Origin of the sequence: Gardnerella sp. KA00288, from assembly GCF_049244085.1 — a bacterium.
Lineage (GTDB): Bacteria > Actinomycetota > Actinomycetes > Actinomycetales > Bifidobacteriaceae > Bifidobacterium > Bifidobacterium greenwoodii.
In genome coordinates this window covers 558,193-583,880 of sequence record NZ_CP058373.1, presented here as the reverse complement: position 1 = coordinate 583,880, position 25,688 = coordinate 558,193, and the positions used below count along the sequence as shown (strand labels likewise).

19 protein-coding genes are annotated in these 25,688 nt (G+C 46.5%); all 19 read right to left on the bottom strand.

Annotated elements, in window-relative coordinates; translation table 11 throughout:
- Positions 1-101: 101 nt before the first annotated feature.
- Positions 102-1,049 (bottom strand): DNA-binding protein WhiA, encoded by a 948-nt coding sequence (gene whiA, locus HXT52_RS02150; protein ID WP_019261085.1) that lies wholly within the window; start codon positions 1,047-1,049, stop codon positions 102-104.
- 228 nt (positions 1,050-1,277) lie between these two features.
- Positions 1,278-2,150: an RNase adapter RapZ gene (gene rapZ / locus HXT52_RS02145; RefSeq protein ID WP_050543669.1), complete on the bottom strand. Its 873-nt coding sequence runs from the start codon at positions 2,148-2,150 to the stop codon at positions 1,278-1,280.
- A 134-nt stretch (positions 2,151-2,284) separates the two neighbouring features.
- On the bottom strand, positions 2,285-3,445 hold the full coding sequence (locus HXT52_RS02140) for a shikimate dehydrogenase family protein (RefSeq protein WP_421776096.1): 1,161 nt from the start codon (positions 3,443-3,445) through the stop codon (positions 2,285-2,287).
- A 9-nt stretch (positions 3,446-3,454) separates the two neighbouring features.
- The gene (locus HXT52_RS02135; protein ID WP_421776095.1) at positions 3,455-5,839 is read right to left on the bottom strand and encodes a primosomal protein N'; all 2,385 of its coding nucleotides are present in this window, start codon (positions 5,837-5,839) and stop codon (positions 3,455-3,457) included.
- Between the two features lie 79 nt (positions 5,840-5,918).
- Positions 5,919-7,139, bottom strand: coding sequence for a methionine adenosyltransferase (gene metK, locus HXT52_RS02130; protein WP_421776094.1), 1,221 nt, complete (start codon positions 7,137-7,139; stop codon positions 5,919-5,921).
- A gap of 156 nt (positions 7,140-7,295) precedes the next feature.
- A complete protein-coding gene (gene rpoZ, locus HXT52_RS02125; RefSeq protein ID WP_004127189.1) occupies positions 7,296-7,580 on the bottom strand; it encodes a DNA-directed RNA polymerase subunit omega in 285 nt (94 codons plus the stop codon).
- A gap of 127 nt (positions 7,581-7,707) precedes the next feature.
- Positions 7,708-8,325 (bottom strand): guanylate kinase, encoded by a 618-nt coding sequence (gene gmk / locus HXT52_RS02120; protein WP_004135231.1) that lies wholly within the window; start codon positions 8,323-8,325, stop codon positions 7,708-7,710.
- Positions 8,326-8,341: 16 nt separating this feature from the next.
- Entirely contained in the window at positions 8,342-9,253 is a 912-nt protein-coding gene (gene pyrF / locus HXT52_RS02115) for an orotidine-5'-phosphate decarboxylase (RefSeq protein ID WP_004135233.1), read from the bottom strand.
- An 18-nt stretch (positions 9,254-9,271) separates the two neighbouring features.
- Positions 9,272-12,652, bottom strand: a complete 3,381-nt coding sequence (gene carB / locus HXT52_RS02110) for a carbamoyl-phosphate synthase large subunit (protein ID WP_421776093.1) — start codon at positions 12,650-12,652, stop codon at positions 9,272-9,274.
- 51 nt (positions 12,653-12,703) lie between these two features.
- Positions 12,704-13,915 carry a glutamine-hydrolyzing carbamoyl-phosphate synthase small subunit gene (gene carA / locus HXT52_RS02105; protein WP_421776092.1) on the bottom strand — a complete coding sequence of 404 codons (1,212 nt, stop codon included), beginning with the start codon at positions 13,913-13,915 and terminating at the stop codon, positions 12,704-12,706.
- 479 nt (positions 13,916-14,394) lie between these two features.
- Positions 14,395-14,865 (bottom strand): transcription antitermination factor NusB, encoded by a 471-nt coding sequence (nusB, locus tag HXT52_RS02100; RefSeq protein WP_421776091.1) that lies wholly within the window; start codon positions 14,863-14,865, stop codon positions 14,395-14,397.
- 143 nt (positions 14,866-15,008) lie between these two features.
- A complete protein-coding gene (gene efp, locus HXT52_RS02095; protein WP_004111770.1) occupies positions 15,009-15,572 on the bottom strand; it encodes an elongation factor P in 564 nt (187 codons plus the stop codon).
- Positions 15,573-15,687: 115 nt separating this feature from the next.
- Complete coding sequence (pyrE, locus tag HXT52_RS02090; RefSeq protein WP_246905418.1) at positions 15,688-16,380, bottom strand: orotate phosphoribosyltransferase; 693 nt, start codon at positions 16,378-16,380, stop codon at positions 15,688-15,690.
- 106 nt (positions 16,381-16,486) lie between these two features.
- Positions 16,487-17,476 (bottom strand): dihydroorotate dehydrogenase, encoded by a 990-nt coding sequence (locus tag HXT52_RS02085; RefSeq protein WP_421776090.1) that lies wholly within the window; start codon positions 17,474-17,476, stop codon positions 16,487-16,489.
- A 4-nt stretch (positions 17,477-17,480) separates the two neighbouring features.
- A complete protein-coding gene (locus tag HXT52_RS02080) occupies positions 17,481-18,377 on the bottom strand; it encodes a dihydroorotate dehydrogenase electron transfer subunit (protein WP_421776089.1) in 897 nt (298 codons plus the stop codon).
- Between the two features lie 109 nt (positions 18,378-18,486).
- On the bottom strand, positions 18,487-19,530 hold the full coding sequence (gene pyrF, locus HXT52_RS02075; RefSeq protein WP_421776088.1) for an orotidine-5'-phosphate decarboxylase: 1,044 nt from the start codon (positions 19,528-19,530) through the stop codon (positions 18,487-18,489).
- Between the two features lie 34 nt (positions 19,531-19,564).
- Entirely contained in the window at positions 19,565-20,977 is a 1,413-nt protein-coding gene (locus HXT52_RS02070) for a dihydroorotase (protein WP_421776087.1), read from the bottom strand.
- A gap of 59 nt (positions 20,978-21,036) precedes the next feature.
- A complete protein-coding gene (gene pyrB, locus HXT52_RS02065) occupies positions 21,037-22,287 on the bottom strand; it encodes an aspartate carbamoyltransferase (protein WP_421776086.1) in 1,251 nt (416 codons plus the stop codon).
- Between the two features lie 127 nt (positions 22,288-22,414).
- On the bottom strand, positions 22,415-25,615 hold the full coding sequence (locus tag HXT52_RS02060) for a bifunctional [glutamine synthetase] adenylyltransferase/[glutamine synthetase]-adenylyl-L-tyrosine phosphorylase (RefSeq protein ID WP_421776085.1): 3,201 nt from the start codon (positions 25,613-25,615) through the stop codon (positions 22,415-22,417).
- Positions 25,616-25,688 lie beyond the last annotated feature (73 nt).

The window sequence follows — 25,688 nt, the reverse complement described above, 5'->3', positions numbered from 1 at the left end:
AAAATCAGCCTAAACATTAACTCAATGCCGTGTGCAATTATACCGCAAGTCTTCAACAATCTACCGCAGCAAAAACGACAACAAACGCCGGAAAAACGATATTAAAGCTGCTGCATGCGCGACTTCTCAACCTTCGCCGAAAGCTGCAAAAGTCTACGAATTCGTCCTGCAATAGCATCCTTCGTAATTGGAGGATCAGCCAAATGACCAAGCTCTTCCAAGCTTGCGTCACTGTGCTCCAAGCGAAGCTTTCCAGCCATCAGCAGATTATCTGGAATATCGTCACCCAAAATGTCGAAGGCGTGACGAACTTTTTCGCAAGCTTCGGCAGCAGCTTTCGCACTACGACGCATATTTGCGTCGTCAAAGTTTGCAAGACGATTAGCTTTTCCGCGTGCTTCACCATCTGAGCGCTTGCCTGTCCATTCGCGAGCAGAACGCGGAGCACCAATCAGATTCAGCATGCGTTCGATTGCGTCGGAATCGCGCAATGTTACACGCTCGGAACTGCGCACTTGGCGAGCTTTAGCTGTAATACCTAAGCGAGCTGCCATAGTTTGCAAGGCGTTTGCAGCTTCGTGAGTTGGGCACACGACTTCCAAGTAGCTTGCTTTGCCAGGATCGGAAATTGCGCCGTGAGCTAGGAATGCACCACGCCATGCTGCTTTAATTTGAGCGATACTTCCGCCGATAATTTCTGGGGCCAGGCCTGCAACAATGCGCATGCGACGGTCAAGTAAACCAGATTGTAGTGCTAATGCTGCAGCACCGTGATCAACAACTACGTCGTAACGAAGAACAGTACCAGTTGGAGTCTGACGCGAAACCTGCGAAATGGTCGCCTCGCGCTGGAAGTGCGTCTTTAAGACCTCTACAAGCCACTGTGCGGAACGCTGAGAGTCAAACTGAGCGCGAATCACAGCTTGGTTATTTACTGGCCTTAAACCGCCAGCAAAGCGCATCATAGCTGCCGCTTGAGCCATAATGACCGTCGGGAGCTCATTGTTGTTGGAAACGAGTTCATTTTTGACGTCGTCAAGAAGAGCCAAGGGACAACCTCCTACTTTTGTTCTTCTTAAAATATGCGTGCTGTTGGATACTCGCATGATGCGTTTGAACACGACATGCCCGGCTTTCTGTGATACAGAATACGTTGGACATTTTATCGTTATTTGCACACGTTTGCATATACTTTTAGCACAAAATTTTTGCGTTTGTTTTATTACTTGCTTTATTACTTACTAAATTACTTACTTTATTACTTGCTTTATTACTTGCTACCTGCGCTGCAATTCGCGTGCAGATACTGTAACCTGCAAACCGTGCAATCGCAAGCGTCTTGCAAGCTCAATACTTGTAGCAACTGAGCGATGCTGGCCACCTGTGCAGCCTACTGCAATCGTAACGTAATGCTTATCTTCTTTAGCAAAACCGTCGATAGCAGTAAGCAGCGCTTTTTCGTAAGAGTCCAAAAAAGCGACCGCTGCAGGATTAGAAAGCACGTAATCGCTTACAGCCTTGTCTTTTCCGGTTAAATCACGAAGAGCCGGAACCCAGAATGGGTTAGGCAAAAATCGCATATCAACCACAAAATCAGCATCCATTGGCATACCGTACTTAAAGCCAAAGCTGAAAATGTGCACGGCCACAGTGGAAGATCCTTTGCCAAGTAGTCCTTCGTAAAGCTTGGTTGAAAGTTGATGAATACTAAGAGTTGAAGTATCGATAATAATATCCGCGCAATCTTTCAAATGGCTGAGCAACTCTCGCTCTTCTAAAATGCCGTCAATAAGTCTTCCGCCTCGCTGCAAAGGATGAGGCCTTCTAACGGACTCGTAGCGCTTAATAAGCACAGAATCTGAAGCGTCTAAGAACAAGATTCGCGTTTTTACGCCAAGCTCGTCAATATGCGCAAGAACCGCAAACAGGTCGTCGAAATATCCTCTAGAGCGCACGTCAATAACAGCAGCAAGCTTATGCACTTTTGATCCGGATGACGTCATCATATCTACAAGCGGTATGAGCAGTTTTGGAGGGAGATTATCAATAACGTACCAACCCATGTCTTCCAACGCGTTAGCCGCGTGCGAGCGCCCAGCTCCGCTCATGCCGGTGATTAGCATAACTTCAAAACCGTCTGCTAATTGCATGTTGATTGCGCCGTGAGCATTTGCGTCTAATTCTTGATTCGTGCTATTTTGCGAGCTATTTTGCGCACAATCTTGCGAGATATTTTGCGCGCTATTTTGCATATCGCTTTTCGCATCAGCTTGATTTTCGGCGCTCATAATGCCTCCTGTAATGCTTTTCGCATGCAATCAATTAAATCTTTAGGATCTTTAGAATTATCGTAATCTTCGGTCTTGTCAGAATCATTATTAGAAATATTTTCCGCGATTACTTCAGATTTTACTTCAGTTTCTTCTTTAGAATTTCTGTACTCAAACGTCATAAGCTTTACTTGCTCTAAAGCTTGATACAAAAGCATTTCTTCGCCGCCAATCCCCAATCCGTATTGCCTCCACTCGCTAAGAAGCATGCTTGGGCGAGGATCGTACACTACGTCAAGCAGTGTTCCTAGGCTTTTTACGCGCCTATTTTTGCAATATGCTTTTAGTGCTATTGCCAAGCCGTCTGCAACGTGCGCAGGAACGGTGCTTATTACAATATCTGCTTCTGCAATTGCGCGAATTGCGTCTAAAGAACTTAAAGATTGCAAAATGAGAGATTCGTCACATTTTAATATTTCTTCGCTAATTTTTGGAAACTCAATCCCTATAACCGATTCGTAATTTGCGTCGGTTTCATTGCTTTTCTTTTCACTACTTTCATTTTCACTACTTTCTAAGCACGGCTCTATGCTTCTGCTGTTTGGAGAATCCGCACAATACGCGCGCAGAAGATTATTAAAACGCTCTACACCTTTTACGCTACCGTCATTTTCAGTTCTAGCAACAACTTTAATCTGCTCAAGTTTTGAGGCTTGCGCAATTTCTATAAGTGCCGCCATTGCTGAAGATGCCGTGTTGCCGCTGCCAATAATAACAGCCTTTTTCACGCCGCTTATTCTCTCGTGCAACGCTACAATAAAAGCCATAATTATGCCACTTACGTCCGTGTTACAAAGTTCAATTTGCGAAGGCGATGCTGTTGCTGGATTGCTGGTAAAAATCGCTGTGTTTGCTACGTTAAGCGCTTTAGACCAGTAGTCGCAAGGAGTGCCGAGTTTCATCACGGTTTTTTTAAGCGGCATTGTAAGGCTTAAGCCTTTCCAAGAATCGTCAAGATTAGATATAAAATCAGATAGCTCAGCTTCGCTTACTTTTTCTTTGCTGTATTGCCAATTTGTAAGTCCTAAAGCTTTATACGCAGCGTTGTGCAATACGGGAGACAGTGAGTGCGAAATAGGATCTCCTAAAACTGCGCAATTATATATTTTTGGCATAATCACTCCTCAGTACGCTAATAAATCTTTGGGATCAACACAAAAACGCAACTCTCCTGCAGCACGCTTTGCCACGTGATTCGCCACTTCCTTGTGTAATCGGTTCACTAATTCTTGTCTTAAATAAAGCGGAACTCTTACTACAGCTTTTACACGGTCGTAAATATCGTCAAAATGCTGGTATCTGTCTGTAACAGGAGGATGCATTGGAACAACGCCTAATAATGGAGAAATTGTTGAAAAATCAGCATCTTGACTAATTTCGCACCCAAGATTTTCCTTCATTGCCCCAATATTTTCAAGCGCGCGCATAACAGCATCGCGCTCTCCCCACACACATGCTGCAGTCACAAATGGCGGCAAAATAGCCTGTTTGCGCTCCGAAAGCTCGTTTAGTGAAAGTTGCGTTGTGTCCCACAAAGTAAGCGCTCTAGCCAAAATTGGGTACGTTTCGCCAATCAAAAGCACGCTTCCACCGCGAGTTCTAGGAGCGCACAAGCTTGCAGCTTTCATCCAAGCGGTAAGTGTGTCAATTCTGGAATCGAGCCCCGAGGCATACAAGCTCACCCAGGTGTCTAGTATTGCCACAACGCCATACGAGCCGCTTTGCATGCCGTTTTGAGATTGAACGCGCGGCTCTGCGCCGGAAGTTGCCACAACAATTACAGGCTTTTTATCTATGCTATGAATAATTCCGTTTGGCTGATGCGGCGAAGAAAGCAAAATAGGCACGTTTCTAAACAGTTTTGACACTTCTTGCGCAATGCCTGCAGCACCTACGCGTATAGCACGCAAATTAGTGCTTCCGCAATTAGCACAAGACCAATTGACTGCGCTTGCACCACACCATAAGCATCGAAGGGATTTAATGCCATCGCTAATATCCAAAGGACCAGTGCAACGCCTGCAACGCGCCTGGTGAAGGCAAGAAGAGCACATTGCAGACTGAGTAGCGCCATCTTGAGCAATAGAAAGCAGCACAGGATTCCCGTCTGCAAGAGCCTCATTTATTGCTCTTACAGCGGTATGCGGTATTCTAGCTCCAATGCTTGGGTCAGCAAGTTTTGACAAAGTTTCTCGATTAAGCCAGCGAACCCACGGAACTATTTTTTCGCGCAATTCTTTGCGCACTGTTACAGGAACGCTACTTCCACTTACCTTTTTTGCAACTTGCGTATTGGAAGAATACGAATCTACTTCGCTTTGACTTAACGCGCTTCTGGAATACGACATTGCCACAAAAACGCCACCGTGCTTTTTTGCGCGAAGTCGCATAACTCCACGAGCTTGAGCGTAAGGCATCATTCCGTCCGCATACTGGTATGCAGTATCTTCAACAATAGCGAATAAAGCATCCCCCTCAACCGGAGCATACATTGCAGCGCGCGTTCCAAGCACGCAAGGAACTATTCCGGAAGCAACTGCACGCCAAGCTCTATAACGGTCAGCCGGAGCATCCGCCGCGCAAAGACGCGCAACGTCTCCATCAAAGCCGCCGGCAGAAAAACCACGGTGATTTTCACTAACACGCTTATAAGGTTTTAATCCGTAAGCCATAAGCGCGCGCATAACGTCATTTACTTCCCTAAGCGTTGGCAAAACGGCAACAGCCTGCTTTCCTTGACTTACAGCCGTTACAATCATCCAAGCTAAATCTTGAGCCATTCTTAAAGAGCCTGCAGGTGCGTCAACTACAAAAGATTTAGCATCAGATTTAGTGGTAGATTTGGCATTATTATTTTCGATTTTTTCGCCGTCAAAATCCGCGTTACTAGCTTTTTTAACTAAAGCATCATGCAAAATATCCGCATTTTCGTAAGATTCAATCATTCTAGCAAAAGTAGCGATAGAAGAATCAGCTTCATCCGCTTCATTAGATTTATAGGCTTTATTATTGCTTTCCAAAAGCTTTTTAAGATTTATGCACCAATCTTTTCTGCGATGCAAACGTATGCTATCAAAAACTTCCTCATGCTCAACTCTTGCAACTCTTTGAGGCACAGCAAGGCGAAGAATATTCGCGCTAGTTCCACCATAAGCTTTTGCGATAGCGTCAATATCTTCGCGCAAAGACTTGGAAATCAGCACGTCTGAAGGAAGCACACGCTCTAAAAATCGCAAAGCAGAAGAAGGAGTATCGCTATTAGAAGAACGAGACCAAATAACGCCTGTAAGCCTTTGCGCGCCAAAACGTACGCGCACGAAAGCTCCCGGCTGAGCCGCCTCATCTTGATCCTTGGATACTAAATAGTCAAAAGTACGACCTAAATGCGAAGCTTGAACATCTAACATTACGTGAGCAATAGCACAATCGTCTGCAGGAACGCGCGAAACAGCATTACGCTTGCGTTTAGTTTTACGCGCGAATCCGTCTAACGAAGGTTGCTCTGCCATTTTAGCTTCTACTTTTAGCTCGTACTTTTAGCTTTTTTAGATTCTAATTTAGATTCTAAATTAGATTCTACTTAAGATTCTACTTAAGATTTAGTGCGGCTAGAAGCTGATCAGTTCTATTCGTTTCTTCCCAAGGGAACTTAACATCCGTGCGACCAAAGTGGCCGTAAGCCGCGGTTTTAGCGTAAATCGGGCGAAGCAAATTAAGCTCGTCAATAATTGCAGCCGGACGCAAATCGAATACTTCACGAACAGCACGAGCAATATCCGCGCGCGTAATACCGTCAGCTTCAGTACCAAAAGTCTCAACGTTTACGCTTACAGGATCAGCAATACCAATAGCGTAAGCAACCTGCACTTCTGCCCTATGAGCAAGACCTGCAGCAACAATATTTTTAGCAACCCAACGCGCGGCATAAGCTGCGGAACGATCAACTTTACTTGGATCTTTTCCAGAAAATGCTCCGCCGCCATGATGAGCCGCACCGCCGTAAGTGTCAACAATAATTTTTCGACCAGTCAAACCAGAATCTGCAGCAGGACCACCCAAAACAAAAGAGCCAGTAGGGTTCACAAGCATACGGTATGAATCGTGCGCAACTTTTTGAGCAAGAACTTCGTCCAACACAGGCTTAACAACATGCTCTGCAAGCTGCAACTTAAGCCAATCGCTAGAAACTTCAGGATCGTGCTGCGTGGAAATTAAAACAGTATCCAAACGTTGAGGCTCACCTTTTGAATCGTACTCAATAGTGACCTGAGTTTTTCCATCTGGACGCAAATGCGGCACAATACCGTCTTTGCGAACTTTAGAAAGCCTTTGTGCTAAACGGTGAGCAAGATAAATTGGAAGCGGCATTAAAGTGTCAGTTTCGTCACTTGCGTAGCCAAACATAACACCTTGATCTCCAGCACCTTGAGCAGCATAACGCTCCTCGCGAGAAGCAGCGCTTTCTCTATTTGCATCCAAACGAGTAACGCCTTGATTAATTTCATCACTCTGCTCGGTTAAAGAAACCATAACTCCGCAAGAATCAGCGTCAAGACCAATAGTGGAACTCGTATACCCAACATTACGAACCACAGAGCGCAAAATTCCTGGAATATCGCTATAAACTTCGCCTCTAACTTCGCCAAACACCACAAATTGGCCTACAGAAGCGCAAACTTCTACAGCAACGTGAGCGTGAGCGTCTTGACGAAGCATATCATCCAAAATAGCGTCGGCAATCTGATCGCACAACTTATCCGGATGACCTTCGGTAACAGATTCTGCAGAAATTAACTTAAGTTCTTCCACAATCCCCTCCAATACAAATACTCGTAAAGTGAAAAACGCAGCCGCACATCCGAGTTTCAAGCACAGATGATACGACTGCGATTATGCGCATAAAAAGACGCCAAAGCAATAAGTATAAGCTTTATCAATCAATCACTTAATCAATTGATAAATAAATTAATTGCCTTCGCTTAAATCGTCTTCACCAAGCGTCTCTTCAAGCAAGCCTCTATTAATCTCACGGAAAGCAATAGACAAAGGTTTTTCTTGATTTTGATACTCAACTAATGGACCAACATTTTGAAGCAAACCTTCGTTAAGCTGCGTGAAATAAGAATTAATTTGACGTGCTCGTTTTGCAGCAAATAAGGCAAGCGCATACTTGGAATCCGCATGTTGCATAAGATCATCAATTGGTGGATTCGCAAGACCCGTAGGTGTTGGCTGAGTGCCTAATGCCATAATATTCTCCAAATTCTATGGTGCCACAATAGTTCCAAAACGCCTATTATAGGCTATAGATTGGATATTGCGCTAAGTTCTATTTATAACTTCTTTATGAACTATTTATAAGTTGTTTATAAACTATTTACAGCTCGTATTCGCGAGCAATAACGTTCCAAAGTTCGTCCGCCGCGCGCTCAGCATTGTCGTTCACAATAACAACATCAAACTCGCTGGCTGCAGCAATCTCCACCTTTGCGGTTTCCAAACGTTTTGCCTGCTGCTCAGGAGTTTCAGTGCCTCTGCCAATAAGACGACGCTTAAGCTCTTCAAAACTTGGAGGCGCAATAAACACGTACACAACTTCCAAACCAAGCCTAGACGCCTCTTGCTTTACTCGCCTAGCGCCTTGCAAATCAATTTCCAGCAAAGTTGGAATATCCTGCTCAAGATGTTCCAAAACAGGCTGCAGCAAAGTGCCATAGTGTGCCATGCCGTGAACAAGAGCAGTTTCTAAAAATTCTCCATTGCGTTTACGCCGCTCAAACTCTTCCTCATCTAAGAACCAGTATTGAATCCCGTTAAACTCACCCGGTCTAGGCGCGCGCGTAGTTGCAGAAACAGACAACCAAATATGAGGATGCTTTTCACGAAGTACGCCTTCTACCGTACCTTTACCGGCTGCAGTAGGACCAGTTAATACGATTAGGCGACGCTTAGTCTGTGAAGACTCAGAAGCAGCCGAATCATCTTTGGTAGACATTTCCATCACCTCTCAATTACGCACGTTCGTCTGAATCAATAAGAGCCTGACGAATATCCCACGCTATTCGCTCTGTTGCGGCAGACAGTTCGCCAATACTTGGCCCATGAGACGCAATAGAGCGAGAAACAGTTACCAACACATTACCATGCGTACCGGCAAAAACACGCTTTAAGTCGTTAGCTTCAGCACCCTGCCAACCGTAGCCTGGGGAAAGAATTGGGCCGGTAAAGCTTGCTACGTCAATTCCGCCGCCGTTCATCCAGTCGCCAATAGTAGCGCCAACAATTAAGCCGACTGAGCCCAATCCCTTAGTTTTATTGTTAAAACTTTGAGCTGTTTGAGCAATTCCGTGAGCTACTGTAGTTCCGCGGTAAGTTCCACTTTGGCGGATTGCAGTTTGCAAGCTTGCGCCTTCGCGGTTAGAAGTTAGCGACGCAATAAAAACGCCACGACCGTTATTAAGCGCTTCGTTAATCAATCCGCCCATTGAGCTAGCACCGTAATACGGAAGAAGCGTAATAGCGTCAGCAAGAAGAGGAGCACCCGGCTTAAAATATGCGTCCGCAAGCGCGGAAATCGTAGTAGACAATCCACCATGGCCACTGTCAACAATCGTAATAACGTCCATTTGACGAGCCGCGTAAAGCACACGTTCAAGCGCTGCGAAACCCTTAGAACCGTAGCGCTCAAACATGCTGGACTGGAATTTTACTGCCGCTGCCCTGCCGTTCATAGCCTGAAGCATGCGCATTGAAAACAGCTCAGCTCCGAGAGCATCCATGTTGTATCCCCAATTAAGCAACATTTTGCGATGAGGATCAATACCAACGCATAGCGGACCATACTTGGCCATAGCGTTCTTCAAGCGCAAGCCAAAATCGGATCGCTGCGCTTGTAATTCTTGATCACGAATGCTCTCGGTCATGTATTAAGCCCGACTTTCTTAACTTTCTGCCTGTTCAATTGCAAACAGTTGTTGAGCATGCTCTTGAATGCTCATCACCTGATAATCGTTGTTCTTAACAGCCTCAATAGCCATTAATACTGGCGCAAATTCGGTAATAGTTGTGAATTGCGGAAGATCTGCTGCAACAGCTGCTGCGCGAATAGCATAGCCGTCCGTGCGAGACCCTCTTGAATTCGGTGTATTTAGTACCATGTCAATCTTACCATTCTCGATAAGCTCCACAACATTTTTGCCGATTCTTTCGTGAGCATTCCTTCCATTTGACACATCTTTCGCCGTGTCGCCTTGACTAGAAAGCTTGTCTACGATTACAGAATCAATGCCGTAGCGTCGAAGCACAGAAGCAGTACCTTCAGTAGCCCAAATAGTAAAACCAAGTTCTACTAAGCGCACTGCAAGAAGCGGAAGCTGACGCTTATCCGCATCGCTTACAGACACAAACACGTTGCCACTGGTTGGCAAACCGCCCTTGTATGCTGCAAGCTGACTCTTAGCAAAAGCGTGCGGGAAGTCACGATCGAAGCCCATAACTTCGCCAGTAGAACGCATCTCTGGGCCGAGCAAAATATCAACCGTGCGACCAACAGGAGTGCGGAAACGCTTAAACGGAAGCACGGAAGCTTTAATAGCAACCTGCTGACCTGGGTGAATATCACCACCGTCTCCCTTTGGAAGAAGAAGTCCGCGCTTACGCTGCTGGGCGATTGTTTCACCGGCCATAATTCGAGCAGCAGCTTTAGCAAGAGCAACGCCAGTAGCTTTAGAAGCAAACGGAACCGTGCGAGAAGCTCGAGGATTTGCCTCAATTACGTACAAAGTGTTTGCCATAAAAGCATACTGAACGTTAATAAGGCCACGAACAGAGCAGCCACGAGCAATCGAAAGCGTACCCTCGCGAAGGCGACGAATCTGATCGTCCGAAAGAGTGCTTGGAGGAAGAGTGCAAGCAGCGTCACCAGAGTGCACGCCAGCCTCCTCAACATGCTCCATAATTCCGCCAATATAAAGCTCGTTGCCGTCGTAAAGCGCGTCAACGTCGATTTCAATAGCGTCTTGCAGGAACTTGTCAATCAAAAGCGGCGAAGGCAAACGGCCAGAAACAACCGTGTCTGCACGAGCCTCATCCAAAGCGCGATCAACATACTTTGCAAGCTGAGCATCATCGTACACAATCTCCATGCCACGACCGCCAAGCACGTAGCTTGGGCGCACAAGAACCGGGTAGCCGATTGCGTGAGCCGCATCTTTTGCTTCCTCAAGACTTAAAGCTGTGCCGTAACGCGGAGCATTCATGCCTTCTTGGCGAAGAACCTCACCAAAAAGCTCACGATTTTCCGCCAAATCAATAGCTTCAGGAGTTGTTCCCAAAATTGGAACTCCTGCAGCTTTAAGACGAGCAGCAAGCGAAAGCGGCGTTTGACCACCAAGCTGCACAATCACGCCCTTAACAGGACCAAGCTTCTTTTCTGCTTCGTAAATTTCAAGCACATCTTCGAAAGTAAGCGGCTCAAAGTAAAGGCGGTCAGACATATCGTAATCTGTAGAAACTGTTTCAGGATTGCAATTAACCATAATGGTGTCGTAATCCTTGCCCAATTCCTGAACAGCGTGAACGCAAGTGTAATCAAACTCAATACCCTGACCAATTCGGTTCGGGCCAGAACCAAGAATAATCACAGCTTCGCGATCGCGCTTCTTCAACTCGCTTTCGTCAGCGTAGCAAGAATAGTAGTACGGAGTTGCTGCGTCGAACTCGGCTGCGCAAGTATCAACCGTCTTATAAACAGGGCGCAAACCGTAAGCCCAACGAAGCTCACGAACCATGTTTTCACCTTCGTCGCCAAGATTACGCAAATGCGCAATTTGAACGTCCGAAAGGCCAGCAAGCTTAGCGCGCTTCAAAACTTTAGGAGTTAAAGTTTCAGCTTCACGAACTGCGAGCGCAGTTTCGTTAATTTGAGCCAGCTGCTCAACAAACCAAGGGTCGATTTTTGTTGCTGCAAAAATCTGCTCCGGCGTAGCACCACCCCAAAGCGCGCGCTGAATTTGCAAGTAGCGGTGCTCTGTTGGAGTGTGCATTTCTTCAAGAAGCTTGACTACTTCTTCCTTACTTGGACGCTCACCATCCCAGCTAAAGCACGCGTGACGCTTGTCGATTGAGCGCATTGCTTTTCCAAGGGATTCCTGGAAGTTTCCAGCCAAAGCCATTGCTTCACCAACAGACTTCATGGAAGTTGTAAGAGTGGTGTCTGCTCCTGGGAACTTTTCGAAAGCAAAGCGCGGAATCTTCGTTACAACATAGTCAATTGTTGGCTCGAAGCTTGCAGGAGTTGAACGCGTAATATCGTTTTGAATTTCGTCCAAAGTGTAGCCTAAAGCAAGTTTCGTTGCGATTTTTGCGATTGGGAAGCCGGTTGCTTTAGATGCGAGCGCGGAAGAACGAGACACACGCGGGTTCATTTCGATTACGATAATTCGGCCAGTTTGAGGGTTGATTGCGAACTGAATATTGCAACCACCGGTGTCAACGCCAACGCCTCGAATAATAGCGATACCAATATCGCGCATCTTCTGATACTCGCGGTCTGTAAGCGTAAAGCAAGGAGCTACTGTAATCGAGTCGCCAGTATGCACGCCTACAGGATCCACGTTTTCGATTGGGCAAACAACTACGACGTTATCTTTTGCGTCGCGCATAAGCTCAAGCTCAAACTCCTTCCAACCTTCAATGCCCTCTTCAATAAGCACTTCGTTGGTTGGAGAATAATGAATGCCTGCTCCCGCAATGCGGTGAAGTTCTTCTTCGTTATGAGCAATACCAGAGCCAAGGCCGCCCATAGTAAAGCTTGGGCGTACTACTACCGGGTATCCTAAAGTTTCAACAATTTTGTCTACTTCTTCGATTGAGTGAGCAATAAAAGATTTTGCAGACTCAGCACCGGCTTTTTCAACGACTTTTTTGAAAAGCTCACGATCTTCGCCGCGGTCGATTGCTTCCAAAGAAGCGCCAATAAGCTCAACATTGTATTTTTCGAGGATTCCCGCACGGCCCAAATCCATTGCCGCGTTAAGCGCAGTTTGGCCGCCGAGCGTTGGAAGAAGCGCATCCGGACACTCCTTTGCAATAATTCTCTCCAAAATCGAAGTGTCAATTGGCTCAATGTATGTTGCGTCAGCAAGCTCCGGGTCGGTCATAATCGTAGCCGGGTTAGAGTTGACCAAAATTACGCGAATACCTTCTTCGCGGAGAACTCGGCAAGCCTGCGTTCCAGAATAATCAAATTCTGCAGCCTGACCAATAACAATCGGGCCGGAACCAATTACCATAACCGACTTAATATCAGTACGTTTTGGCATAGTAAATTTCTCTTTCCGTAAATTTTAAAATCTTACTTGCTTTTTCGAGTATTACTTGCTTTTTCGAGCGTTTTCGCGCATTAATTGCACAAAGCGGTCAAATAGGTAGGAAGCGTCGTGCGGGCCTGCTGCAGCTTCCGGATGATATTGCACCGAGAACGCTGGAATATCAAGGCATTGTAAGCCTTCTACAACGTTGTCGTTCAAGTCAATATGCGACACCATTACGCGACCAAAGTGGCCGTTTTCGTAAGGAGATTTAACAGGGCCGTCAAGAGGAGCGTCCACCGCGAAGCCGTGATTGTGAGCCGTAACTTCCACTTTTCCGGTTGTAACGTCTTTTACAGGCTGATTGATACCGCGGTGGCCAAACTTCAGCTTGTAAGTGCCAAAGCCAAGAGCGCGACCAAGCAGCTGGTTTCCAAAGCAGATTCCAAAGAACGGATAGCCTGCGTCCAAAACTTTGCGCAAAAGCTCAACTTCGCGATTTGCTTGGCCAGGGTCTCCAGGACCATTCGAGAAGAATACGCCGTCTGCGTTAAGCGCTTGCAGCGATTCAAAGCTGATTGAGGAGCTTACAACGTGCACGCGGCAGCCGCGCTCAGCCAAACGGTGAGGAGTCATAGATTTAATACCAAAGTCGACTGCTACAACCGTGTAAAGCGGATCTTTTCCTTCAAAATCTCCGCAAGGCTCAATCGTGTAAGTTTCTTTAGTGCTTACTTCATCCGTTAAACGCAAGCCCTGCATTTGAGGAGTCTGCTTAATTTCGTCAACGAAAGAAGCGACGGTACGAAAAGCCCCGGTTGACGAATCAACCAGGGCCTTATTAGAAAAAATGCCGGCACGCATAACGCCTACCGAGCGTAAATGACGTACCAGCTTTCGAGTATCAATACCACTAATGCCAACGATACCTTGCTTTTGTAAATCGTCTTCCAAAGAACCTTCAGCGCGCCAATTGCTAACTACTGGGCTAGGCTCCTTAACCACGTAACCTGCAACCCAAATGCGATTAGATTCAGAATCTTCGTGATTCATTCCCGTATTACCTATGTGCGGGAATGTTTGAACTACGATTTGTTGATCATAACTTGGATCAGTTAACGTTTCTTGATAACCAGTCATGCCCGTGGAGAACACAATCTCGGCGCGCGTAGAACCTTGCGCGCCAAAAGGCTTACCAACGTAAACCTGACCATCCTCCAACACCAATACTGCATCATCACTGCCGAATCCGGCGAAGGTGTCGTTATAATCCACCTTAACCCCCTTATGGCTTTAGGATATTCGTGGCAAGTTTACTCAGGTTGGCGGACGGACGACGCGCCGGCGATAAGTTATTGCGCGTTATGTGTTCTTGGCTTTCGTCTATGAGTTTTGACTGACGTTCTTGTTCTCTCGTTTTGACGAGGCTAGAAAATTTGTGTTTGCGCACGTCCCGTCCTTCGGGCGCTCTGGCTGTTAAAGGCACTTATTGTGTTCGCCTTTCTTAAAGAATGTAGCTTCTCAGTCCTCTTTTAGTGCTGAACACAATTTTTCCAGCCTCTCAACACACTAACCAACAACACAAAACTCATAGACTAGTGCAAAAAGTTACGCAAAGTGCGTGGAATAGCACAATAACTTACGCTTTGTCTTGTAATTGATAGGAATTTTTAGTGTGGCGTAAGCAGAGCATTAATGCTAGTGTTACCCAATCAACAGAAATCGACGGAAGCAGAGTGCAACTGCAAAGCTTATTACTCAGCACCAGCTTCTTCCGTAGCAGCATCTTCAGTAGACGCTTCGCCGTTAAACTTTGCCAAGCAAGCGTCTTTATCTGCCATAATCGCGCTTAGAAGTCCGTGAATAAACGCAATAGCTTCGTCGTCACTATACATTTTGGCAAGCGCAATCGCCTCGTCAATCGCAACCTTGTCTGGAATTTCTTCGTTAAGAAGCATTTCCCACACCGCAATGCGCAAAATATTACGGTCAATAACAGCCATTCTTCCAACTTTCCAGCCGGTTGAATAACGGTTAAGCGTCTTGTCGATTCTGTTGCGTCGCTCTCCTACGCCTCGAACAATCTCAACAGCGTACTCTGGGAGCGGAGTTTGAGCGCCAGGCTCTTTAACGCGCTCCTCTAGCAAAGAAAGAATAGGCTGATTCTTTTCATCCGCCTCATAAAGCGTATTCAAAGCCCTCTTACGAGCGGTGGAACGTGCCATAATAGCGCCCTTCTGTTTAAAGTATTAAAAATTACGCGACCCAGTAACGAATAATCGCCACCGGGTCACACTATAAAAATTATTTAGAAATAAATATCTAGTTTAATTAGATAACTAATTATTTTAATTAGATAATTAATTCTTTAGTTTTCACGACCAAGGTAAGAGCCGTCACGAGTGTCGACCTTCACCTTTTCGCCTTCACCCACGAAGAGTGGAACCTGGATTTCAGCGCCGGTTTCCACGGTTGCAGGCTTAGTGCCAGCGTTAGAACGGTTGCCCTGCAAGCCTGGCTCAGTGTGAGTAATGGTCAAAATTACGGAAGCTGGAAGCTCAACGCTCAAAGGAGTGCCGTCATGGAAGCTTACGATGCAGTCGGTGCCTTCAAGCAAATACTTGCTCTGCTCGCCAACCAAAACCTTAGGAATATAAACCTGGTCGTAAGTGGTCATATCCATGAATACGAAGTTGTCGCCATCTTCGTAGGAATACTGCAACGTGCGGTTATCAACGGTCTCGAACTCCATCTTCATGCCGGCGTTAAAAGTCTTGTCGACAATCTTGCCCGAGAGCACGTTCTTAATGGTGGTGCGCACAAAAGCAGGGCCCTTGCCTGGCTTCACGTGCTGGAACTTAACAACGGTCCAAAGCTGGCCGTCAAGGTTCAAAACCGATCCATTCTTAATATCATTGGTAGTCTGTGCCACGAGTTACCCGTTTCTTTCGCTAATAAAGCTGCAATTTGCGCAGCTTAAGAAATAAACCTTGCTTATTATGCCACAAAGCGTCAACTAATATTATTTTAATAGAATTGCTTATAGATTACGCACCGTATTCACGCAAGTAATCTGCAGCGCGCGAAGCTAATTCCTCACTCATTACAGGCTTTCCGTCCTCGCCTTTAATGCGCTCGGCTGCTGCGAAAATTTCGCGCACGTTTGCAATTGGCAAAACTGGGAATCCAAACTCCTGCTCTACTGCTTTTACTGCGGAAAGCTCGCTGTCTTTTGTGCGCTCCATTCTGTCTACTGCCAAAATCAAGCCAACAACTTGCACATTTGCTTCCGCTTTAAGCTTTGGCAAAGTTTCGCGAACTGCAGTTCCGGCGGTCATAACGTCGTCAACAAGCAGCACTTTCATGCCATCTTTTAGCGGCTTTCCAACCATAATTCCGCCGTCTCCGTGGTCCTTTCGCTCTTTGCGGTCGAAAGTAAAACCAACAGGCATATTGTGATTATTTGTTAAAGCCATAGCCGTAGAAACAGCCAGCGGAATGCCCTTATAAGCAGGACCAAAAACAGTGTCAATATCTTGCGGAAGTTTGCCATCTTCTATTGCTGCCATTACGCGCTCTGCGTAGTATGCACCTAAATTCGCGATTTTCATGCCGTCGTCAAAAGCGCCAGCGTTAATAAAATAAGGTGATTGACGGCCAGATTTCAGCGTAAAGTCGCCGAATTTAAGCGCGCCTGAATCAAGCAGAAACTTTGTAAAACGCTCGTCTAATGAAACCATTTTCTTCTCTCTTTCTTTTGAGTATTTTATTTTTGATTGATATTTTAAGATTTTATTTGCGATTTTTACGCTTTTACTTGCGATTTATTCGCGCATTATTCTCGCTTCATCGCCAAGTCTTTCCTTCGGCAAGCAAAGACGCAAGCTTTGGACGCGAATCAAGCAAATCGTCAAGCTCGCGAGCAATGCGAATAGGAGCAGTAGGATCAACCAGTGCGGCCGCCCCAACTTCTACGGCATTCGCGCCAGCATACAAGTATTCCAAAGCTTTTTCGCCAGAATCAATGCCACCAATTCCAATAATTGGAATATCTGGCATAGCTTGACGAACTCTCCACACGAATCCAAGTCCAATCGGGAAGATTGCAGGGCCAGAAACACCGCCCGTACGGTTTGCAATAATCGGCTCGCCGGTTCGAATATCAATTCGCAAACCAACAAGCGTATTAATCATGCTTAAAGCGTCCGCACCAGCGTCAACCGCAGCTCTGCAAATCGAAACAATATCCGTCACATTTGGCGTCATTTTTACAATCATTGGCTTATCTGTCATTGCGCGAAGACGCTTAATTAAGCGGTGAAGAGCCACCGGGTCCGTGCCAACGCTCATTCCGCCGTGAGTCACGTTCGGGCAGCTTACGTTAATTTCAAGCATGTCTGCAGAAGAATCCGCGAGCTTTTCCACAACTTGCGCATAATCTTCGTCACTGTGACCCGCAACATTAGTAATAACAAGCGCTCCCATGGACTTTAATTTCGGCAGCTCGTCAATAAGATAATGGTCAACGCCAGGATTTTGCAAGCCGACTGCGTTCACCATTCCAGAAGGAGATTCTGCAGTGCGCGGAGAAGGATTTCCTTCCCACGGAACAGGAGACACGCCTTTTGTGCAGATTGCGCCGAGCTGGCTTACGTCGTAAAAGCGTCGGCAAGCTGCAAGCTGGAATGTTCCAGAAGCGGTTCCAACCATGTTCTTCCACTTAACGCCCGCAACTTGAGTTGAATGCTTCCACACGTGGCTTGTGTCAAAGCCTAAAGTTTCAGCAGAATTTGTTGAGGAATTTGTTGCGCAATTTGCGTTATTTACAGAACTCATGATTTTACTCCCAACCCAAACGATTCGCATCAAAAACAGGACCGTCGTTGCAAACTTTCAGCCTGCCTTCCAAAGTGTCAACCACGCAAGCAACGCACGTTCCGTACCCGCATCCCATACGCGCCTCAAGACTTAGCTGGCATTTAACTCCGCGCTCATGCGCCCAGTGAGCCACAGCTTTCATCATTGGCAATGGCCCGCAAGACAAAATAACAGTTGGCAAATCGTCGTCAAAATCAAAATGCTTAACCTTTTCAAGCTCGTCAAGCAGCGTAATAACAGTGCCTTCAGCATTCGTAATACTGTGCACGTCTGAAATATATTCCTTCATTAAGTCGTCTGCAAAACGCTTACTACGGTAGCCAAGAACTGCCGTTACGCTAGAATCCTTGCGCGCACCCAAAGCTTGAGCCGCGAACATTAAAGGCGGCACACCCAATCCGCCACTAACTAGCACGTAATGCGCAGGCGCATCAATATTAAAGCCCAATCCCAAAGGACCTAATGCGTCAACTTTATCTCCAGAGCGAAGATGCGAAAAAACTTCCGTACCCTTACCAACAACCGCAAAAATAAGCGTAAAAGTATCGCCTTCTACGCTTGCAACCCCAAAAGGACGCGGAAGCATGGCAGTTGGGTCAGGCGAATACAAGTTCACAAATTGAGCAGGAGCAGCTTTTTTAGCAATCTCCGCATCTCGCAAAGTCAAACGGTACACGCCTTCATCAAGCTGCTCGTTATTAAGAACTTCTACAGACCTGCGCCCCCAAAGACGCGAATATTTTGCGCTTTTACTTTCATCCTCACAAGTTGAGCCGGAAGAGTCAAAAGCATCTTCACGTAACGTAACTATGGCGTTTCCATAGGCTTTTCGCGTTGGAATAAACATGCCATCACTCATGTGGTTTCCCCTACCCTTGTATGTGTTTTGTAGCGTTGCGTTTTATTTTTAGTTTTAATTATATTTTTATTTATATTTATTTTATTTATATTTATTTTAGTTATACATTCTAACGGTACACTGCATGCCGCAAGTCGTCTCGCATATTTTTAGCAGCAACAGACGCAGATTCGCGCACAATATCAAGAATATTATCGAGAGACATATTTCCTTGATTTTTAGCGTAATCTTCAGACTTTCGCCACGCGCAAATAATACCGCGAGAAGAGTTTACAATAGCACCTTCGGCGTTTGCGTCAAACATTCCAGCAACATCTTGAGCCGTGCCGCCCTGAGCGCCGTAGCCTGGAACTAAGAAGAAAGTGTGAGGCATAAGTTCGCGCAAACGCTTTCCTTCTTCCGGATGCGTAGCTCCCACAACAGCACCAACCTTAGAATAACCGTGCTTGCCAATGTTCGAAGCACCCCAGTTTTCAATCAAATCAGCCATATGCTCATACACTGGCTTTCCATCTTGCAAAATAAGCTCCTGTAGCTCTTTGCTAGAAGGATTCGAGGTGCGAAGCAGCACAAAAATGCTTTTATTATGCGAAACTGCTTCGTCAATAAAAGGCTTCACGCCGTCCGAACCCATATAAGGGTTTACTGTAAGCGAATCTTCGTGCCAAACGTCCAGATTTTTGTAGTTTTTTAGAAGATTTTTAAGAGATTGCGGCAGAGCGTTACTTTGAGAATTATCGTCTTCAAAATATGCTGAAAGATTAGCAAAACCGCTTAAATGAGCCGCATACTGGCCTGCAGTAGAACCAATATCTCCGCGCTTAGCGTCTCCTATTACAACTAATCCTTGCGATTTTGCGTATTCGCAAGTCATTGCGTACGTGTCCATTCCAGCAGGACCTAGCGCTTCGTACATTGCGATTTGCGGCTTTACAGCAGGCACAAAATCCGCAACCGCGTCAATAATCGCACGATTAAACTCAAAATAAGCTGTTGCTAAAAGCGTTGGTAGCGCTTCTTCGCCTTCTACTTCCTGCAAAACTTCGTCCGCAAGAGCGCTAATAACTTCTGCAGGCACAATACCCGGTTTAGGATCCAATCCCACAACGCTAGGATTTTGCTTATCTGCAATCGCCTCAATAAGTTCGTCCATAATTTACTACCATTCCAAATTTATATTTAATCAATCACAGTCTTGAGAAAGCAATTTCCGAACCAATAATCGTCGCAACCGGCCTGCCTGTAAGCTGCCAGCCGTCAAAAGGAGTGTTTCGAGCTTTAGAATGGAAGGAATTTGCGTCAACCACCCACTTTTCTCGCATATTAATCAGCACTAAATCAACGTTTTCAGGATGCTCAGTAACATTTAAGCGCAACGTACGCTTGTTTGCACATTTCGAAGAAACGTTAAGCAAAGCAGCAATATCCGTAGGTCTTCTGCTCATCAATTGCATTGGATTTACTGCCATTAATTCGATTAAATGCTTGTCATCCGTGTATCCTGCATCAACCAAAACTTTGCGGCACACGCCGTACGCGCACTCAAGCCCAATAATTCCGTTAGGAGTTTTTGCAAAATCGCCAGATTTTTCTTCCGCAGTGTGAGGCGCGTGATCTGTTGCAATCATGTCAATTGTGCCATCTGCAATAGCGGCAAGCGTCGCCTGACGATCCGCTTTAGAACGAAGCGGCGGATTCATTTTTGCCATCGAACCGTACTTCAGCACGTCCTCGTCACACAAAGCCAAGTAGTGAGGAGCCGTTTCGCAAGTAATTGGCAAGCCCGCTTTTTTCGCTTTACGAATCGCTTCAAAAGCTGCCGCCGTGCTCACATGCTGAAAATGCACGTGCACCCCAGTTTCTTTAGCAGCGTCAATATCTCTTTGTACGATTGCAAGCTCAGTTGAAGCTGGTATTCCGCCAACGCCAAGCATTTTTGCAACCGGCCCATCGTTTACTGCTCCCGTAGTATGATGCTCGCAATGCTCAACAAAAGGCAAACCAGTTTTCTTCGCCATAGCTAAAACATCTCGCAAAATCGGTTCAGGAACTGCAGCACCGTCGTCGCTTATGGCGGTAATTGGATGCTTTTTCATTGGAGACGTTTTTTCGGCGTCCGCAATTCCTGCAACATACTTTTTCCAAAGCTCAATATTGCTTGGTTTTAAGCCCTCGCGCCCCAATGATGCGCATACGCTTAAATCGTAGCGAACCGGCAATTTTACGCCGTAAATGCAGCCGTAACGCTGCAAATAGTCAACTACGTTTTCTACATCAAATGGAGCATCTTCCCAAGGTTCGCCGTCAAGAGCCGGAACAGTATTCGGCATAATCAAAACTTGCGTATAACCGCCTGACGCCGCAGAATCTGCGCCGGTCATCATAGTTTCTTTTTCAGTTTGACCCGGATCCCTAAAATGCACGTGCGGATCAGCAAAACCAGGAGCAACAACCAAGTCGCTTGCATCAATATCGCCAGAAATGCGCGCATTGCCTTCTATAAGCGCATCCTGACGAACGCCATCAACAATAAGATCAATTCGCTCGCCAGTATCCCACACGGAGATATTGCGCAAAGTTAAGGTGCCAGCTTCGTTCATATCACTCCCGTTTTGCGTAAATTTATTGCGTAAGTTTTGCGTAAGTTTTGCGTAAAATTTTACTTACTTTCTGCCTCTTCGTCACAATACATGCAACGATACTCTTGCCTTATGGACTCAGCCTTGTAGAACTTGCGTTTAAGAGTTAGTTCACTGTTTGTTATGCAGCGCGGATTCGGGCAAGTAAGATTTTCAGGTGCATTCACGTCTGTTACATGCACGCGAGGATCCGCCAAGGAAATTCCGTGCGCGTCAACCGATTGCAGCTCGTCTTCTGGAACGTTCACAAAATCAGTTGGCTCGTAGCCGCAAAGCTCGTCGCCAAGAACAGAACTTTCCAAAGCCATGCGCATAAGCATACCGTTTTTAACCTGCTCAAAGTATGCTGCGCGCGGATCGTCATCAACATCAACAGCAATCTCATTAATTCGCGGAAGCGGATGCAGCACAGGCATATGCGACTTTGCTTTCTGCAACTTTTCTTCCGTCAAAATATACGTGTCGCGAAGTCGCAAGTATTGCTCGCGATCCGTAAAACGCTCTTCTTGCACGCGAGTCATGTAAAGCACGTCCAAGTTGCCAATTACTTCCATCAAGTCGCGAGTTTCTTCGTAAGTGCAAGAAGGAGTGTCGTTAATGCGGTCAATTACGTACTGCGGAGTTTTAAGCTCATCCGGGCTAATCAGCACAAAATGAACGTTTCCAAAGCGGCACAAAGTTTCAATAAGCGAGTGAACTGTGCGACCATACGTTAAGTCGCCGCACAAGCCGACAGTGAGATTATTAAGTCGACCGAATCGCGCAAGAATAGTAGCCAAGTCTGCAAGAGTTTGCGTAGGATGCATATGACCGCCGTCGCCAGCGTTAATAATAGGCGTGCTCACAGCTTGCGTTGCAACAAAAGCAGCACCCTCCTTTGGGTGACGCATTGCAACAACATCAACATAATTCGACACGACTTTCAAAGTATCGTTTACAGTTTCACCCTTGCTTGCGCTAGAAAGTTGAGCGCCTGCAAAACCGATTACTTTTCCGCCCAAACGCAGCATTGCTGTTTCGAAGCTTAAGCGAGTGCGCGTGCTCGGCTCATAAAAAAGAGTGGCCAACACTCTGCCATCGCAAGTGTGAGCCACTTCTTTACGGTGCGAATCAATGTATCGCGCTTTGTCTAAAAGCATTCGTATTTGCGCAGTTGAAATATCATCTAATGTAACAACACTTTTGCCTGTTAGAGAATTTGCAATTGTGCTGCGAGAAAAAGTCTGATGCAAAGAATTAGAAGAACTAGAAGCGTTCATTGCGTTCGTCATAAATATCGCTTACCTTTCGTCAGTTGGCAAGACGGCCGCAATCACACGCGACCTACACGATTTTACTGATTAGCGTTGACGAATCCCAACCCGGAGTGGCGACATACTAGCATTAACTACAGCAAAATTAGCGGCCGTAGAAAAGACGAGACATGATTTCTCGGCACTGACGCATGGTTGCTAAAAGATCGTTTTCAAAAACGCGGCCCTGGTTAGGCTCGTAGCCAAGATAAGTTGCAATTCCGCCCAAAGAATACGAGTCGGTTGGAATCACATCCGCGCGAGACATTGACCCAGACCACAAGAAGTTCGCGTTGCGCACAGCGGAACACATATGCCAGCAGCGCTCCAAAATTTGAGCATCCTCATCCTCAATCAAATGCTCAGATTGCAAAGCTTTCAAAGCTTGCATCGTACCAACCACGCGCAAAGACTCGTAAGTGCCAGCGTATTGCAATTGCAAAAGCTGAACAGTCCACTCAACATCACTTAAACCGCCGCGGCCAAGCTTCAAATGCCTATCTCGACTTACTCCCCTAGGCAAACGCTCCGCTTCCATACGCGCTTTAAGCTTACGAATTTCAGCAAGTTGCGATTCACTAAGAGGATTTGCAGCATAACGCAAATCGTTCACAACGCCATCAAGTAGCGTATCCGCCAACTCTTTAGAACCTGCAGCAAAACGCGCTCGAAGCAAAGCTTGATGCTCCCAAGTACTAGCCCATTGACGATAATACTTTTCACAAGACTCTAAGCTGCGCACAAGCGGGCCGTCTTTTCCTTCCGGACGCAGATCCAAATCAACCATAATTTTTGGCTCAAGAGTAAGAGAACCTTGCAAAATATTGCGCAAAATATCTACAGTTGTTTGAGCAAAACGGTGAGCTGCATCCAAATCGCAATCTTCACCAACCGGCTTATAAACTACCATAATGTCCGCGTCCGAGCAGAAGTTTACTTCCCTACCGCCGTAGCGGCCGAGCGCAATAATCGCAATTTCGGCTTGAGGAGCGCTAAAATTCATTCGCAAAACAGCCTCGCGCATAGACCAGCACAAAGCCGCGTCTAAAACAGCGTCAAAAACGTCACTCATAGCGCGCATAGAAGTATCGTCGTCAATAAGACCACACATCCAAGCTAAAGCAACGCGCTCAATTTCCTGCCGGCGAAGCGCGCGCAAAGACTGCGCAAAATCCGCAATATTACTAGCATAACGAGCAACCATTGCGCTAGTTTGCATATCGAGACTTGCTCTATCTCGCGCGGCCAACGCCTCATCGTCACCAAGCCAAGTAATAGACTGCATCGACTGCATCATAGCGTCGCCCAAGTAGCGCGAATCAGCCAAAACGTGACAAAGACGCTGAGCCGCGGAAGGAGAATCACGCAAAAAACCAAGATACGTATTCTTACCGCCAAAACGCTCCGCGAGACGCCTCCACGCAAGCAAACCCATATCTGGATTCTGGCCGTCACCAAGCCACTTCAACACAGCTGGAAGAAGAATCCTGTGAATTTTAGCAGCCCTAGAAAGCCCCTCCGTAAGCGCTTCGACATGCAACTGCGCGGCGGCAGCATCCGCAAAACCAATAGAAGCAAAACGCGCGCGAGCAGCCTCCGGCGAAAGCACAATAGGATCCGCATCCGTTTGAGCATTAATTGGAAGCATAGGACGGTAGTAAATATCCTTATGCAAATTGCGAATCTCACGGCGAGCTTTATCAAAACGCTCAACCAACTCTTCCGGGCGCAGCCGCACAGCACGCGCAAGACGACGAATCTGATCATTATTATTAAGCTGCTCTGTAGAAATTGTGCGCGCACGATCCAAACCGCCGTTACCCTGCGCACCCAAATCTGGGAACAAATGCGTGCGATGCATGTTCCACATTTGCTGACGATGCTCAAGAACACGCTCAAAACGGTAGTGTTCCGCCAAAAGCGCCGCCTGAGACCTAGAAACGTAGCCGCCTTGAGCCAACGCCTGCAAAGCAGAAATAGTATCCCTTACTCGAAGCGACTCATCCTCACTTCCGTGCACAAGCTGCAGCATTTGCACAGTAAACTCAACGTCACGCAAACCACCGCGGCCAAGCTTCATGTCTAAATCGCGCTGCGAAGCCGGAATAAGCGACTCCACTCGCTGACGCATATGCTGACAGTCCGCCACAAAATGCTCACGGCCCGAAGCCTTCCAAATAAGCGGCTCAACCATAGCACGATAAGCTTTTCCAAGATCCGCATCCCCCGCAGCAGGACGCGACTTCAAAAGCGCCTGAAACTCCCAGCTACTCGCCCACTTCTCATAGTATTCACGGTGAGATTCAAGGCTTCGAACAAGAGGCCCATCCTTACCTTCCGGGCGAAGCGCAGTATCAATCTGCCAAAGAGGCGGCTCCAAAGAACCAACAACCGTTGACTGACACACTTTTTGCAAAACCATTGCAATAGACGCACCAACGCGCAAAGCAGCATCCTGATTCTGCTTATTTCCAGAATCCGCAGGCTCAACAACATAAATCAAATCAATATCGGAAACATAGTTAATTTCTTGCGCACCAAGCTTACCCATAGCAATAATCGCAAACCTGCACGCAGAAGAACCAGTAACCTGACCGCGAGCAACCGCTAAAGCAGCCTCCAAAACAGCATCCGCCGCATCTGAAAGCTTACGGCTAATATCCGGCTGCACTTCAACAGGGTCAGCGCTTGCTAAATCAGCCGCCATAATAGCAGCAACATGCTCACGGTAGCGCGCGCGAAGAGCAGAAACAGCTTGAGCAAAGCCAAGAGAAGTCAAGTAAATCGTGTTAGAAGCGTTATTTTCCGAAGAAACAACCGTAGCCTTGTAAGCCTGAATTGCGCAAAGCAAATCAGCACAACGCTCATCACGCGTCATAGAAAAAAGATGATCCGGGTCACTTGCCGCAGCCATAATAAGATTCGGATGCGTGCGCATAAACATTCCCATAGCGCTAGAAGCACCAAGCACTTGCATAAGCGAAGCAAGCGGACAATTCATAGACGATATTGTAGACATTGAAGCAATATCAGCAATGGTTTGCGGCTGCGCCTGAATAATATTTTGAAGCGCAACTAAAGAAGCATCCGGGTCTGCAGGGCGGCTCACGTATTCAAGAAATTGCTGCGGACCAACAGCATGATTCATGCAATTTTCGCAAATATTTACAATAGCTTCGCGCGCAAAATCCGGGCGAGCAAAGCCAGCTCTAATAAGACTTCTGGAAGTGAGTGCGCAAGAGGTTGTGCTGCTTTCGTTGCAGTTGGTTTCAGCAGTTGCAATATCTGTTTTATTAGCGCTTTCCATACCGCAACTTTACACTGTGGTGATGTACAAAAATCCCTCGCGGATTATCGGAGGATAACCTGCGAGGGATTAG

Bases quoted from the DNA above. Each gene is read 5' to 3' on its own strand.
- pyrB (WP_421776086.1), bottom strand. From the start codon at position 22,287: ATGACGAACGCAATGAACGCTTCTAGTTCTTCTAATTCTTTGCATCAG.
- pyrE (WP_246905418.1), bottom strand. From the start codon at position 16,380: ATGGTTTCATTAGACGAGCGTTTTACAAAGTTTCTGCTTGATTCAGGC.
- gmk (WP_004135231.1), bottom strand. From the start codon at position 8,325: ATGTCTACCAAAGATGATTCGGCTGCTTCTGAGTCTTCACAGACTAAG.
- rapZ (WP_050543669.1), bottom strand. From the start codon at position 2,150: ATGCAATTAGCAGACGGTTTTGAAGTTATGCTAATCACCGGCATGAGC.
- HXT52_RS02060 (WP_421776085.1), bottom strand. From the start codon at position 25,615: ATGGAAAGCGCTAATAAAACAGATATTGCAACTGCTGAAACCAACTGC.
- HXT52_RS02140 (WP_421776096.1), bottom strand. From the start codon at position 3,445: ATGCCAAAAATATATAATTGCGCAGTTTTAGGAGATCCTATTTCGCAC.
- rpoZ (WP_004127189.1), bottom strand. From the start codon at position 7,580: ATGGCATTAGGCACTCAGCCAACACCTACGGGTCTTGCGAATCCACCA.
- HXT52_RS02135 (WP_421776095.1), bottom strand. From the start codon at position 5,839: ATGGCAGAGCAACCTTCGTTAGACGGATTCGCGCGTAAAACTAAACGC.
- HXT52_RS02070 (WP_421776087.1), bottom strand. From the start codon at position 20,977: ATGAACGAAGCTGGCACCTTAACTTTGCGCAATATCTCCGTGTGGGAT.
- HXT52_RS02085 (WP_421776090.1), bottom strand. From the start codon at position 17,476: ATGAGTTCTGTAAATAACGCAAATTGCGCAACAAATTCCTCAACAAAT.
- pyrF (WP_004135233.1), bottom strand. From the start codon at position 9,253: ATGACCGAGAGCATTCGTGATCAAGAATTACAAGCGCAGCGATCCGAT.
- HXT52_RS02080 (WP_421776089.1), bottom strand. From the start codon at position 18,377: ATGAGTGATGGCATGTTTATTCCAACGCGAAAAGCCTATGGAAACGCC.
- nusB (WP_421776091.1), bottom strand. From the start codon at position 14,865: ATGGCACGTTCCACCGCTCGTAAGAGGGCTTTGAATACGCTTTATGAG.
- carB (WP_421776093.1), bottom strand. From the start codon at position 12,652: ATGCCAAAACGTACTGATATTAAGTCGGTTATGGTAATTGGTTCCGGC.
- pyrF (WP_421776088.1), bottom strand. From the start codon at position 19,530: ATGGACGAACTTATTGAGGCGATTGCAGATAAGCAAAATCCTAGCGTT.